11 protein-coding genes are annotated in these 14,158 nt (G+C 53.9%); 4 read left to right on the plus strand and 7 right to left on the minus strand.

Annotated features, from left to right (window positions below; translation table 11 throughout):
- The first annotated feature begins 65 nt into the window (after positions 1-65).
- Complete coding sequence (locus CJP46_RS31615) at positions 66-1,583, plus strand: FAD-dependent monooxygenase (RefSeq protein WP_094599615.1); 1,518 nt, start codon at positions 66-68, stop codon at positions 1,581-1,583.
- A 64-nt stretch (positions 1,584-1,647) separates the two neighbouring features.
- Here the strand turns inward: CJP46_RS31615 and CJP46_RS31620 are convergent, their stop codons facing one another.
- From CJP46_RS31620 to CJP46_RS31645, 6 genes are all read right to left on the minus strand, one after another.
- Positions 1,648-2,490: a carbohydrate ABC transporter permease gene (locus tag CJP46_RS31620; RefSeq protein WP_094599729.1), complete on the minus strand. Its 843-nt coding sequence runs from the start codon at positions 2,488-2,490 to the stop codon at positions 1,648-1,650.
- A 67-nt stretch (positions 2,491-2,557) separates the two neighbouring features.
- On the minus strand, positions 2,558-3,454 hold the full coding sequence (locus tag CJP46_RS31625) for an ABC transporter permease (protein WP_094599730.1): 897 nt from the start codon (positions 3,452-3,454) through the stop codon (positions 2,558-2,560).
- An 89-nt stretch (positions 3,455-3,543) separates the two neighbouring features.
- Positions 3,544-5,187 carry an extracellular solute-binding protein gene (locus CJP46_RS31630; RefSeq protein ID WP_094599616.1) on the minus strand — a complete coding sequence of 548 codons (1,644 nt, stop codon included), beginning with the start codon at positions 5,185-5,187 and terminating at the stop codon, positions 3,544-3,546.
- Positions 5,188-5,336: 149 nt separating this feature from the next.
- Positions 5,337-7,682 carry a helix-turn-helix domain-containing protein gene (locus tag CJP46_RS31635; RefSeq protein WP_094599617.1) on the minus strand — a complete coding sequence of 782 codons (2,346 nt, stop codon included), beginning with the start codon at positions 7,680-7,682 and terminating at the stop codon, positions 5,337-5,339.
- A gap of 261 nt (positions 7,683-7,943) precedes the next feature.
- A complete protein-coding gene (locus CJP46_RS31640) occupies positions 7,944-9,074 on the minus strand; it encodes a Gfo/Idh/MocA family protein (RefSeq protein ID WP_143813064.1) in 1,131 nt (376 codons plus the stop codon).
- 18 nt (positions 9,075-9,092) lie between these two features.
- On the minus strand, positions 9,093-9,848 hold the full coding sequence (locus CJP46_RS31645; RefSeq protein WP_094599618.1) for a sugar phosphate isomerase/epimerase family protein: 756 nt from the start codon (positions 9,846-9,848) through the stop codon (positions 9,093-9,095).
- 151 nt (positions 9,849-9,999) lie between these two features.
- Here CJP46_RS31645 and CJP46_RS31650 point away from each other — a divergent pair, with 151 nt between their 5' ends.
- The gene (locus tag CJP46_RS31650; RefSeq protein WP_094599619.1) at positions 10,000-10,833 is read left to right on the plus strand and encodes an AraC family transcriptional regulator; all 834 of its coding nucleotides are present in this window, start codon (positions 10,000-10,002) and stop codon (positions 10,831-10,833) included.
- Positions 10,834-10,855: 22 nt separating this feature from the next.
- Here CJP46_RS31650 and CJP46_RS31655 read toward each other — a convergent pair whose 3' ends face one another.
- The gene (locus tag CJP46_RS31655; protein WP_094599620.1) at positions 10,856-11,827 is read right to left on the minus strand and encodes an alpha-L-fucosidase; all 972 of its coding nucleotides are present in this window, start codon (positions 11,825-11,827) and stop codon (positions 10,856-10,858) included.
- 141 nt (positions 11,828-11,968) lie between these two features.
- Between CJP46_RS31655 and CJP46_RS31660 the strand changes: the two genes are divergently transcribed.
- Both CJP46_RS31660 and CJP46_RS31665 read left to right on the plus strand, forming a co-directional pair.
- On the plus strand, positions 11,969-12,847 hold the full coding sequence (locus CJP46_RS31660; RefSeq protein WP_094599621.1) for an AraC family transcriptional regulator: 879 nt from the start codon (positions 11,969-11,971) through the stop codon (positions 12,845-12,847).
- Between the two features lie 89 nt (positions 12,848-12,936).
- Positions 12,937-14,049 carry a substrate-binding domain-containing protein gene (locus tag CJP46_RS31665; RefSeq protein WP_218831073.1) on the plus strand — a complete coding sequence of 371 codons (1,113 nt, stop codon included), beginning with the start codon at positions 12,937-12,939 and terminating at the stop codon, positions 14,047-14,049.
- Positions 14,050-14,158 lie beyond the last annotated feature (109 nt).

A 14,158-nucleotide genomic window follows, 5' to 3' on the forward strand; every position in this document is an offset into this window, starting at 1 on the left:
TGATGGCGTTTCGAAGGGTAAAAACTATAATGTACACATAAGCTCCAAAAAAGGAGGCAGCGATCATGACACCTCAAGTATTGATTGTCGGCGCCGGTCCGACCGGCCTCGTTTTGGCCCTGGCCCTGGAGAAACAGGGAATCCCCTTTCGGATCATCGATCAACAAGCCGGACCCGGAGCAGCCTCAAGAGCGATGGTGGTTCATGCCAGAACCCTGGAGTTCTACCGGCAGTTCGGCATTGCGGATCTATTTGTGCAGCGCGGCATCCCGATGCATACCGCCCATATTATGAAGAATGGAAAGCTGAAAGGAAAAATCAACTTTGGTGATTTGGGGGAGAAAATTAGTCCTTATCCCTATGTGCTCAGCCTGCCCCAAGACGAGCATGAAGCACTCCTCATCGAGAAGCTTCGCTCCAAAGGAATCCAAGTGGAATGGAATACCGAGCTTGTTTCCCTCCAGGAAGGGGCTGAGGTGGTGCACGCCCTCACGACCCGGCAGGGGACCACGCAGGAGCAGTCGTATGCCTATGTGTGCGGATGCGATGGCGCGCATAGTACGGTCCGCAAGGAGATGGGACTGGAGTTTCCCGGAGGAACGTATGAGCAGATGTTTTTCGTGGCCGATGTGGGAAGCATAGAGCCCGTGTCGCACGTGGCAATGAACTTTTTTGAAGAAGGATTCTGTCTGGTCTTCCCGATCTGCACAAGCGGACAGGTCCGGCTCATCGGGCTGATTCCGCCCAAGATCCTGAAACAGGGAGTTCCCGCGGATCTGGAGCCTCTGATTCCTTATGTAGAAACAAATACGGGAGTGCGTATCAGCCAGGTGAACTGGTATTCGACTTATAAAAGCCACCACCGGGTAAGCGAGCATTTCCGCAAGGGACGGGTCTTTATCGCCGGGGACGCGGCCCATGTGCACAGCCCGGTCGGAGGACAAGGCATGAATACCGGCATTGGAGATGCTATGAATCTGGGCTGGAAGCTTGCCGCGGTACTTCGGGACAAAGCGGACACCGGCATTCTCGATTCCTACGAGTCGGAACGGATTGCATTTGCCCGATCACTCGTCGCAACGACCGATCGGCTGTTCCAATCGATTGTGGGTGGCGGCATACTGACATCCCTGGTCACGGAAACGGTTATTCCCTATATCGTTCCTCTACTGCTCGACGTCCCTAAGTTACGAAAAATGGCCTTTCAACGGCTGTCGCAAACGCAAATCCGTTACCGGGACAGCATACTGAGCAGCGGTGCTTCCGGTTCCATTCACGGCGGCGACCGCCTGCCCTGGATTCAGACCGCTCGCGGGGACAACTTCGCTCCGCTGCAATCCGTCGATTGGCAGCTTCATGTGTATGGCCAGGCATCGCAAAGTTTGCGCCGGCTAAGCGAAACGACAGGCATTCCCTTGCATGAAATGGGCTGGACGCCCTCCATGAAAGAAGCCGGCATGCATCCCGATTCGGCATTTCTGGTCAGACCGGATGGGTACATCGCATTGGCTGATCCGCATCAAGATCCCGGTAGTATTCAGGCATATCTTGAACAATTTCATATCACCCCGTTTACAAGCTAAAAGAGCTGACGCAGGCGTCCGCTCTTTTAACTGTGGCGGATGAATCAGCATGCAACCCGTCCCATCACTCCTTAATGGAACCGAGCATGACGCCTTTTACAAAATACCGCTGGAGGAATGGATACAAGAGCATGATCGGTACGGTGGCCACGATGATGGTTGCGTATTTGATCGTTTCCTGAACGAGGCCTTTATCCACGTCGGCCACCGTCGACATCATCGAGTCGGTGCTGTTCGTGATCAATATTTCTTGCAGCACAAGCTGAAGCGGATACAAATTCCGGTCCCGCAAATAAATCAGGGCGTCCATATACGAGTTCCAGTGGGCTACCCCGTAAAATAGCGTCATAACGGCCATCATGGGCAGCGAGACGGGAATGAAAATCCGGAACAGAATCCGGAAATCATTGGCCCCGTCGATGCGGGCCGATTCCTCCAGCGCAACCGGGATTTCGGCAAAAGCGGTCCGCATGACCAGCAAATTCCATGTGCTGATCGCGGACGGCAGAATCATCGCCCACCTCGTATCCAGGAGACCAAGGTTTTTCATATTGAGATAGGTCGGAATCAGGCCTCCCGAGAAAAACATCGTAAATACGATGCCGAACATGATCGGTCCGACGAACCTGACACCCTTGCGCGATAACGCGTAGGCCGCAAAGCTCGTCAGCGTCAAATTCAAGGCCGTCCCGATAATAACGTACAAAATCGTGTTCACGTAACCGATCGATATCATCGGATTTTCGAATACCAGCTTATACGACTCGAGGCTGAAGCCGGTCGGAAAGAGCAGCAGACCCCGATGCTGGATCAAATCGGCCGGATTGCTGAGGGACGCGAACAAGACGTACAAAAACGGATATAACGTAACGATGACCAGAATGCTCATGAGCAGCGCATTCGACATGTCAAACAGCCGCTCGCCTATAGGAATCCGATACTTCAAAGACTGCCGCACCTCCAGAACATGAACATTACCATAAACTCGTGTTGTTTATTCTCCGGCTGACGGCATTGGCCGACACGAGCAGGATGAAGTTCAGAATATTGTTGAACAGGCCGATGGCCGCGGAGAATCCGTAGTCCATTTGGAGCAGGCCCCTGCGGTATACGAAGGTGGAAATGACGTCCGCCGTCTCATAGGTCGTGGAATTGTACAGCAGGAGAATTTTTTCCATGCTCCCTCCGGACATCAAAGAGCCAAATCGCAAAATCAGCATAATAATGATCGTTGGCATAATCCCCGGAATCGTAATGTGAAGAATCTGTTTGAAGCGGCCCGCCCCGTCGATTTTGGCCGCTTCGTACAAGCCTGGGTCGATCCCTGCTATCGCCGCCAAAAATATGATGGAGCCCCATCCAACTCCCTGCCAAATGCCAGAGGTGACGTAAATGCTCCGGAACCATTCCGGCATGATGAGGAAGGAAACGGACGGAATGCCAAACAGGCCGGTAAGCTGGTTGATGATGCCGTCCCCGGATAAAAAGTCGATCATCATGCCGGAGATGACAACGATTGAAATAAAATGCGGCAAATACGTAATCGACTGAACGACATTTTTGAAGACGCGCACCCGGATTTCGTTCAGCAGCAGCGCCAGCAGGATCGGAGCCGGAAACCCGAAAATCAGCTCATACACGCTGATCAGCACCGTATTGCGCAGCAGCCTCCAGAAATAATAGCTTTCATAGAATGCCTTAAAATGATCAAAACCGATCCAGCTGCTGCCCCATATTCCTTTGGCGGGCGTAAAATCTTTAAAGGCAATCTGCAGGCCGTACATCGGCAGGTACATAAACACGACATAATAGACAACAACCGGAACCAGCATCAAATAAATGTATTTATGGCGGGACCAGCCCCGCGGCATTTTCAATTTCTATCCCTCCTTTGGCCATCGGCGGACTTACCGGACATCACCGGGTTGGCGTTCTGCCGTTAAGCCCGCCCCAAAGCCATTTAACGCTTCAGATAGCGGTCGTATGCCGCCTGCTCGATGTCAATCGCTTCCTGAATGCCCATGCTTTCAATCGTCTTCACGAATTTGCCGAAGTTGTCGACCGGCTCCGCACCCATGACGAACTTGTCGAACATTTCGTCCCGGTACGTATTCACGTCCGTCATGATCGAAGCAAGACGCGCGGATTCCTCATTCGTAAACGAAAGCGGCGGCAGCCAGTCGTCATTGTTGGCATTCATCCATGTAGTCAGCGCTTCCTGCTGCTGGGGCAGCGAAGCGTTCTGCTCCTGATAACGTTTATCCTGCACGAACGGACCCCCGAAAGGGATAGCGTATTTTCCAAGTGCTGTAGCAAAGGCGAGTCCGTCCGGGTTTTTCATAATTTCATCGGTATAAATCGGATAACCGTCTTTCATCACGTAGCTTTTGCCTTCGATGCCGAAGTTGAACAGCATGGAGCCTTCCTCGCCGTATTTGTAGTCCAGCCATTTTACTGTCTCGATAACATGCTTATTGTCCTTCGTAATCGCCGCTCCAACGCTGTTGAAAATCGGCTCCCGCTGGCCGAGGACCGGCTCGTCGCCTTTGTTCAAAGTCGGATACGGCGCACCCGCAAGATTGAATTTCGGATCTTTGGCCGACATGGCCGTCGTATATTTGCCGATACCGCCGCCGACCGCGAGTTCGGATGCCCCCAGCAGCCCGCCGGTCCATTTAGCGTCCTTTTGCTTTGCATCCGTACCCGCGTAATCGCGGTCGATCAATCCTTCCTGATACCAGCTGCGCATCGTTTGAAGAAATGGTTTGTACTCCGGTTGAATCGGACCAAACACGACTTTGCCATCCTTCAGGTTGAAACGCCCCGACGTGCCCCAGGCATTCAGAAACACGTTGCTGAAATTCAGGAGCGTATCCTTAGTAATCAGCAGCGGAATTTCGTCTGCCTTGCCGTTATGATTAGGATCCTTCTCCTTAAACGCTTTCAACACCGTGTGCCATTCGTCGATCGTCGTCGGCATCGTCAGTCCGACCGAGTCCAACCAGTCCTTGCGAATCCCCAGGCCCTGGTAGGTGCGGAGATATGGGTCTTTTCTCAAGAAAGGAAACGCGTAGATGCGCCCGTCGTCCGTGGAAACTTCTTTCCGGATATCTGGATTGTCCTTGAGCAGCTTCGAGAGGTTCGGCGCATATTTCTCGATGTAATCGTTAAGCGGAATGATGATGCCCGCGTTCATTGCGCCAACACCGCCGCCCGGATAATCGTTCCACCCCCATTCGATGACGTCCGGGTAATCGCCGGAGCTCATCAGCAGATTGAACTGGTTTTTTTCCTGGCCGGCCGTCGGATGCTGAAATTCGATATGGATGCCCGTTTTCTTCTCGGTTTCCTGATACGCAGCCATATCGTTCAGCGTTTTGATGCCTGGCGCCGGATTCCCCTGCATAGTTACAAAGTAGGTGAGCGTCAGCGGCTTGGAGACGATTTTGCCGTCGGCCGGCGTTTCCGTGCCGGTATCCGTCTCCGGGGCGGCCGCTGACCCTCCGCCGGATGGACTGCCCCCGCCGGAGCAAGCCGACAACACGACGGTCATTGCCGTGAGTACAGCCAGGATCTTGGTCATGCTCTTTTTACCGTAAATCATGGAACTACCCCCTTGTCAGGTATATATCGAGGCAGCAGGCCATTCGGTTTCCGCCTCGTTCCCCAGCATAGACGCAGACCCGGGCGGCTGGATACCGCCGGATTGTTAGATTCATATCCCGGATGATAGATTCGGGCAATGATCCAAATTTAAGATGAATGTTCCGTTTGTATGTTGGTGCGGTACTGGCCTGGCGTAATCCCTTCATGCTTTTTGAAAAAACGGATAAATCCGATATCATTCGAATATCCCACCGCCTGAGCCACCTGTGCCACGGTGAAGTCCTCTTTCGAGAGCAGCTTTTTGGCTTCCTCAATGCGGATCCTGGCGATATACTCTACAATCGTCTGTCCCGTCGCTTTCTTGAAAAAAGAAGACAGATAGGGCTGCGTAATTCCCAGCTCGTTTGCGATCAGGCCGACGCTGAGCATGTTCTGGCCGTACCGCTCATGGACGATCCGCTGGATTCTGTCCAGCATGCGGCTTCCCGAATCGCTTCGTCCTTCCTTCCACAACCGGCACACATCAAGGAAATCCGCCCTCAGCTGCGCAAATATTTCACGGTCGTCATGGACATGATCCGGATGTAAGATCAACAGCCTGTTTACAAGATTCCGGTCGGCACCCGGCATGCTTTGCGTAATCCGAAACAACGTGGATGATAGATGCATGAGCAAATACAAACGGGTTGGCGTACTGCCTCTACGGCCGTCATCATGATCGGCAAACAGCGCATCCAACAGCTGCCCGGTTTTGTCCTCCTCACCGGATTTGACGTAATTGGTCAGCTGCTGTTCGATATCCAGCGGATAGTAGTAAGCAACCAGCTGCTCCGGCAGTGTTGCTGTGCCGACGGCCGCGCTGCGCATGCGGCTTTGATCCAACTTTTTAAGCGCATCCCGGAAGGCTTCGCCGATGGCCTGCAATCCGTCAACGACAAGGCTTGTCCCCATAACCAGCTTCAGCCTGAACCGCTCCCGGAGCACCTGGTCCAGACGCTCCGTAATAGACGCAAGCTCCGAGCTCCGGCATTCATCTACGGCTTCGTTGAAGTTCACGAGCAGACCGAGTTTGCCTTGATCGAGCTCGGCGGCATAGGCGACATGGCGTTCGTTGCCGAGCTCCGAGGCGATGTTGGAGATGACAAAGTTAACAAACAGCCATTCCTTATCGTCTGGATCAGCCGGTATATCGCTCCATTTCTCCACTTCGATCAGCACGATCGCAAACCAGTCGGATACGAAGCGGATCCCCACAAACTCCAGCGATTCCGGCCTTAGCTCATGCGGATCGGCATAGCCCTTGATCAAGCGGCTCACGAGGTGGAGACGAATCATCGGCGCCTGTTGGGACAGACGCGTTCGAAGCTCCGTTTCCGTCAGGCGGGCCGATTGGATCCATGTCCGGATGACCTCATACTCAAGGGGCCCCTGCTTGTTCTGCGGCGCATCGGCTCCTTCGGTTGCCGCCGAAACAAGCGCCCGGATCGGACGGTAGTTCCGGTATGCCAGGTACAGAGACACGACCGCACCCGTAAAGGCGGCCAGTATGAATAACGACAGCGCCCATTTCCGGACTTCGTTCACTTCCTGCAGATAAACGCCCCGCGGTACGACCAGAACGTATTTCCATCCGTAAACGCTCGAAGTCGCGTACGAAACCACCGTATTCTGTCCGCTCAGGCTGGTATTCAGCTTGCCTTCGTCTCCGTGCATATCGCCATAAGAAAACGGAAGCTCCCCTTCATCCGACTTAGTGGAGCTAATAATCCGGTTGGAGGCGTCCATGATATAGATTTCTCCCTTCCCCGCTTGTGCCAACGTATTGAGCATTTTGCGGAGCTGCTCGTCGTTGATCATGATGAATAACGTTGCCTTTCGTTTGGAACGGTCGACAAGAGGCAGCGTCTGCATATAAGCAATCATATCGTTCCGTTCCCCGAGGGCATTGCTTGTGTGCATGCCGGGTACGAATGTGCGGTAATGGTAACCGCTGTCGAACCGGGAGATCCAATCCCAGGCGTCCATGCCGTCAAAACGGTTCACTTCATTAAACAGAATGTCCGGCGTCGTCTTGACGCCCGGCCCCAGCATCGTCCCGGACTTCGGCAAATAAATGTAATAATCGTATATAAAAGGCGTTAGCGGTTTGTATCGCTGCAGCTCCTCTGCCATGGCGATCATGTCGTACTGATCCCGGTCGGACATCGGCGCCGTCTTCCCCATCAGCGGGAGCAGCTTCGGATGATTGGCGATCTGCTGCTCGAGCTGCTCCATCAGTTGAAATTGTCCGTCGGCAAGTTCCCTAAGCTGTCCCAGCATAGCTGAATTGGTCTGCTCCACGGAATGCTCCACGACGTCGTTGGCGCGCCAGTACAGCAAGCTGCCGATGACGATCAGCAGAAGGAGAATCGCCATATAAGACCAGAACAATGCTGACCACGCTCCCTTTAGTCTCAGCCAGGGATACTTTCTTGCAATCCTTGCGTTTCTCATCCGTTCTCCTCCACTTTCCTTGATAGATGCCAATGCTCTCCCAAAGGTCAGGGGGCATGGAATAAAATTCAGTATAACAAGAGCACATTCAGGCAGAAGCTATCGGTTTGTTGGATAAACAAATCGTTTATAAGATTCGGTCTGGGCTTGCGGCCGTCAACATAAAAAGACGCGCACCCTGTTTCGGTGCACGTCCTCTTATCGGTATTCCTTATTCCCAGGCGCCCCCGACCCAATCAGGAGCCAAAGCTTCCTTCCATATCAAACCGTCTCGGTCACCTTATGTTTCGACGCCGCGATCCGCTTATTCAGCTCCTCCAAAAACAGTTCCTCGTCGATCGGAAGCTCCACGGTTTCGCCGATCCAGCTGGATAAGTGCATCGCATTCGACAGCATTAAGCTATTTATGCCCTCCTCGCCATCAGCGATCAGCGGCGTGCCGTGCAGGACGGACTTGGCAAAGGAAGCGATGACGCCCGTATGCTGGCTGTTGTCCCCTTCGGCTTCGATGACGGATACGTCCACGGAAGGCCTGGCGAAGCCGTCCTTCGATTCAAAGCAGAATTCGCGTTCGTTTTGGCTCAGCTTATGCAGCGTCAGCGTATTGTTTTCGCATACCAGCTTGCCCATCTCCAGCGTAATTTCCAGCCGGTTGGTTCCCGGCAGGTCGGCCGTCGTCGTCACGAATACGCCCGTGGCCCCGTTCGGAAATTCGAGGTATGCCGTCACATCATCCTCCACCTCGATGTTATGCCACTTGCCTTCATGGCAGAAGGCACGGACTTTGGCCGGCATGCCGCAAATCCATTGGAGGAGATCGATGTTGTGCGGGCATTGGTTGATAAGAACGCCCCCGCCTTCCCCGGCCCAGGTGGCGCGCCAGCTTCCGGAATCATAGTAGGCCTGCGACCGGTACCAGTCGGTAATGATCCAGTTCACCCGCTTGATCGCCCCAAGCTCGCCGCCGTGTACGAGTTCATACATTTTGCGGTACATCGGGTTCGTCCGCTGATTGAACATCATGCCGAAGATACGGCCGCTTTCCCGCGCCTTCTCGTTCATTTCCCGTACCTGTTTCGTGTAGACACCGGCCGGCTTTTCGCATAATACGTGCAGCCCTTTGGCGAAAGCCAGAATGGCCAGCCTCGGGTGGTCGTAGTGCGGCGTCGCAATAATTACCGCGTCACAGAGGCCGCTGTCCATCAACTCGTCCGGAGTCGCAAAGAAACCGATATGGTCCGGCAAATAAGTTTTGGTGTCCTCCAGCCGCTTGCCATCCATTTCCGACACCGCGGTCAGCTCCGCCTCCGGCACGATGCCCTTGATTAATTTTTTGGCATGATCCGAACCCATATTGCCCATCCCGATGACGCCGATCCGTAATGTTGACATCAAGACCCTCCATTCTCCTTAGCGATAGCCAAGGGAAGCCAAATTGTTGTAGCTTGTCTGCAGGCAGTCGAACGGACTCGTCTGGCATACGTCCTGCTCGACCAGCAGATACTTCGTGTTTGCCTGTTCAAGCGCTTTCAAAATTGCCGGGAAATTCATGTTCCCCTCCATGACGGGGGCCATCAGCTGCTGCGTCCCCTGGACGGCCATGTCCTTCAGATGCACGCAGTGAAGGCGGTCCTTTAACTTGCCGATCCATTCGCATACGTCGGCGCCGGCCGCCTGCACCCAATAGGTATCGAGCGTTATTCCCATCTCCTCCGGCGCGAAATCCTCCACCAGCCGCTCGATCAGCCGCTTGCCGCCGATTTTTTCGAACTCGAAATGATGGTTGTGGTACATGAACAGCTTGCCTGCCTTGGCGATGCGCCCGGCCGCTTCCCGGAAGTCTTCCGCGAAATATCCGTACCAGTCGAGACCGCGGTATTTATCAGGCATCGATCCGATCCCAATGTAATCGCAGCCTAGAATATGATGCTCCTCGATAACTTGATCCGTTTCGTTCAGAATCCGGTCCGGGCTCGTATGCGTCAGCGCGATTTGGAGCGACAACTCGTCGCAAATGGCGCGAAGCGTCTCGGGACGGATGGAACCGATAGCCGAAATCTGGACCGATGTATAGCCCATGGCCGCAATTTTTTGCAATGTTCTCCGAATATCCTTTTCGGTCTGCAGAAAGGATCGAACGGTATACAATTGTGCGCCTAAAATCATGAAATATGGCCCCTCCTTCAAGATTTCCAAAAGTACATTCCCCTTAATTATAGTGCCGTCATCCGGAATCGCCATTGTAAATCGAGGCCATAACATTGCAAATGTAGCGGTCATTCGTTAGACTAAACCCAACATCGCTTGAGGAGGCAAAATGATGCTGTATGCGAATATCCATACCGATGCCATGAATCTCCACCATGCCGCAGACCAACGCAGAACGGATCAATACGCGCTGCACTGCCACAATTACTACGAGGTGTACTATTTCATCGCCGGAGAAGTCAGCTATCTGGTCGAGGGCAAGCGCTACGTACCGGAACCGCACAGCCTGCTGCTCATCGCCCCTCACGTGTTCCACGGCGTAAAAATCGAAAGCGACATCCCTTATGAAAGGATATCGCTTCATTTTGTGCCCGGATTTCTTCCGCCCGAAAACCAGTCCGTATTGTTGTCTCCCTTCCATCCCGATGATGGTCCCGCAGGGATCTATTACAAGGACGACGGAAACCGCGTCATGTTTTCCTTCTTCAAGCAGCTGATGGATGCCCGGCACGCCGATGCCGCCATTCGTGATCTTGCGCTCCGGGTGCGCCTCGAGGCGCTGTTGTCGCAAATCTTGATCCACAGCTATGCGCTGAAAGGCACCTCGGACACCTCATCCTCCGGTCCATCGGTCCCGCGGATTATCGCTTACGTCAACGACCATATTACCGAATCGATCACGCTCGACGATCTGTCCGCCGCCTTTTACATCAGCAAGCATCATTTGAACAAAATGTTCCGCAGAGCTACAGGCACGACCATCGGCAATTACGTGATCCATAAGCGGGTGGTGATGGCGCAAAATTTGATGCTCCAAGGCCATGCCGCGAATTCGGCGGCCGCCGCCGTGGGCTTCCACGATTATTCTTCTTTTTTCCGCGCATTTAAAAAGGTGCTGGGCTACGCTCCATCCGCCAAACGTCATCCCATGCTTCTCCATTAAACCGCTCCCTAGGCCGGGCAGCTTATCCCCGGGTCAGCCAGCCTTCGGGAATGACGGTCAGTTCGTCCGGTTTCCGGTACCGCTCTCCGATCTCCCGGAAGCGTTCCAGAACGTTCGCATCCAGCAATCCTTGCCGATTGGGGGCTCCGTTTAACAGAAAGGTCACGTTGTGACGGTTGCAGTCATGAATCATGTCCAGCGCCCAATCCACCGTTTTCAGCTCTCTGGCCGTATCCGTCGTTCTCCAGAACCAGGTTTTCGTTAATACGTTGCAGCTGGCCCCCGGTCCCTCAAAGTCGTCTTCCACTTCCTGCCCTGCGGCATTTTCATAAAAAACGACATCCGTATGATTCAGGTTGGACTCGCAGCTGATGTTCATCAGCAAGCACTGAGGCTGCAGCTGCTTGACCCATGCATCGATTTCCTCGAACGGAAGGTTCTCGTACGAAGGGCCGCCCCAATGGGCATTCCAGCCGTCAATAATGAGGAATGGAAGCTCGCCGTAGTTCGTCAGCAGCTCCTCGAGCTGGTTTTTAATGAACTGCTTATCCTCCGGCGTGCATTTTCTCCGGCCGATTTGGTGATGCAGGTCCAGCATGGAAAAATACAGCCCCGCCTCAATCCCTTCCGCCCGGAACGCGTCCAGATACTCCTTGACGACATCCCGCCGGTTCGACGCGTTACGCACGCAATGCTCCGTATGCTCGGTCGGCCACAAACTGAAGCCTTCATGATGCTTCGCGGTCAATGCCGCAAAGCTCATCCCCGCCGATTTGGCGGCTTTTGCCCACTGCGCGCAGTCCAGCTGCTCCGGATTCCAGTCCTTCGGATCGAACACGAACCGGCGGGGCTCATCACCGTTCTCGTGATCGTATTCCCAATCGATGATGTCCGAATCGGCAAATTGAAACGTCGCGCTGTTGAAATGGATAAACATCCCTAACCGCTGATTCACAAACCACTGCTGCCTTTGGATGAGTGCCTGTTGATCCATAACTCACTGCCTCCCTAACTTGACTTAAATCATATAATATCTACCACTCTACAGGATTACCTTCCTTGATACAGCTGACAATGGCGACCTCTTATAGTACAATCTCTACATTCATTTGTACCGAAAAGGAGCTATAGCGATATGCTCGTACTTGAACTCAAGGTGCCGCCGCTTCCGCTGCTGGCTGCGGTCGGCCATACGGTATGGCAGGCGGGCGTGGTGCACGCCGAGCGCAAATTCGAAGCCTTTGACCTGATCGTATGCGCCAAAGGCACGCTATATATGGAAGAGAACGGAACTCCGTATGATATCCGCGAGGGGATGATGCTCGTCCTGGAGCCCGGCAAGACGCATCGCGGCTACCGTCCGACCGATCGCGAAACCGAGGTGTATTGGATCCATTTCGAATACCCGGTGGCCGAACAGCCGGTTCTGATCGAGAAAAGCCAGTGGCAGCAGCCGCTCTTGAACCGGTCGGATCAGGATACCAAGGCGCATCCGGGCATAGTGGACATCCCCAAATTTGCCGAGGTGGACTTGCGCACCATGGTGCCGATCCTGCAGGACATGCTGAAAGTACACAGTATGCTTACGCCCTACGGGGTCTACGAACTGCACATATTATTCGGCAAGTTCCTTATAGAGCTACAGGGAAGCATGAGAAAAGGCAGTCCGCATGCCCGCTCGTTTTTCCTTGGAGAGCAGGTCGCAGCCTATTTGGCGGACAACCTCGAGACCCCCTTCGACTCCGCCGGCATGGAGCGCGACCTGCATTACCATTTCGATTACTTGGCGCGCTGCCTGAAACAGTATTCGGGGATGAGCCCGCTGAAGTACCGGCACCATCTGCAGATGGAGCGGGCCAAGCGGCTGCTGGCGCATTCGGAGCTGTCCCTGGTCAAAGTCGGCGAACAATGCGGGTTCCGGGACAACAACTATTTTACGCGTCTGTTCAAACGCCAAACCTCGTTTACCCCCGGCGAGTACAGGAAACGGTATCAGGTATTTCGTATGGATTGAAATATTGACTTAGTTTGATATACTAAATGAAAGCTGTATGCGACTTATTTTCAAATTTCATAGAACGTAACGAGAATCGGAGAAAAACAATGCCGAAGGACCCATCAAAATTGTTATATCAAATGATTAAGGACGACATCCTTACCAGAATTGAAAATCATCAGTTCGAATACGATAAGCCGATATGTACGGAGAAAAGCCTGTCCGAGCAGTACGGCGTCAGCCGCATCACCTCCAAGCGGGCCATCGAGGATCTGGAGCAAGCCGGCATCCTGTACCGCAAGCGCGGGGTGGGAAGCTTTGTGCGGCGCATTCCTCTATCCGCCCAGCCGGCAAGCTCCGACTCTTCCCTTCCGGACGGGCTGCCTCCGGGCAGGACCATTCCGGTCATCCTGCCTTTCGCCGTCAACCAGGGCGGCTTCTTCCGGATCGTCGAGGCGGCTACCGCGCGGCTGGACGGTGCGAACGTCCATTTGGCGATCCATATTTGCGAGCCTGACCCGGATAAGATGAGAAGCCTGCTGCTCCGGCTCTTTGCGCAAGACGTGGATACCCTCGTGCTGTATCCGGCGGGCAACGAGCTGCATTTGGACTTGCTCAGGAAGTTTACGGAGCAGGGCAAGCAGATCATCATCCTGGATAAGCCGCATGATATTCCTTATTTAAGCAGCGTGGTCTGCGACAATTTCGGGGGCAGCTACCAGCTGACCCGGCATCTGATCGATTACGGACACCGCCGGATCGCCTACGTCTCCCGCTTCTCGCCCCGCGACATGTCCAGCTTGTCCGAACGATTCAGCGGGTTTACGAAATGCATGAACGACCATGGGCTCGAGGTGGTCTCCGAATACGTCAAATTCAATGTGACTCCCGATTACCATATGCTGAAGCATATCATCAACGGGTTTTTCCGGTCGGGCGTCACCGCCATCGTGTGCGAGAATGACGAGGTCGCCTTTAACGTGTACATGTGCTGCCTGGGTCTGTCGATCCGGGTCCCGGAACAGATGAACATTACCGGCTTCGATAACATCGAATGGGCGGTAACCGGCAGCGCGCAAATCACCACCATCGACCAAAACTTCGGCGTTATCGGCGAAACGATTGCCGAACTCATTCTGAACGGAGACCGTCGCCCCGTCATCACGACCGTCCCCGTAAGCCTCGTTCCCAGAGCCTCGACCGGGCCTGCGGCGGATTAATGGAAGACGGATCGCTTCCCACGAGGTGCGGTTTCCTAATTTCTAGGTACAACTATAAACGGCCCCTGTACGCCGGTTAAGCTGCCAGCTTGACCGATGTACAGGGGCC

Source organism: Paenibacillus sp. XY044 (genome assembly GCF_002257645.1).
GTDB lineage: Bacteria > Bacillota > Bacilli > Paenibacillales > Paenibacillaceae > Paenibacillus_AQ.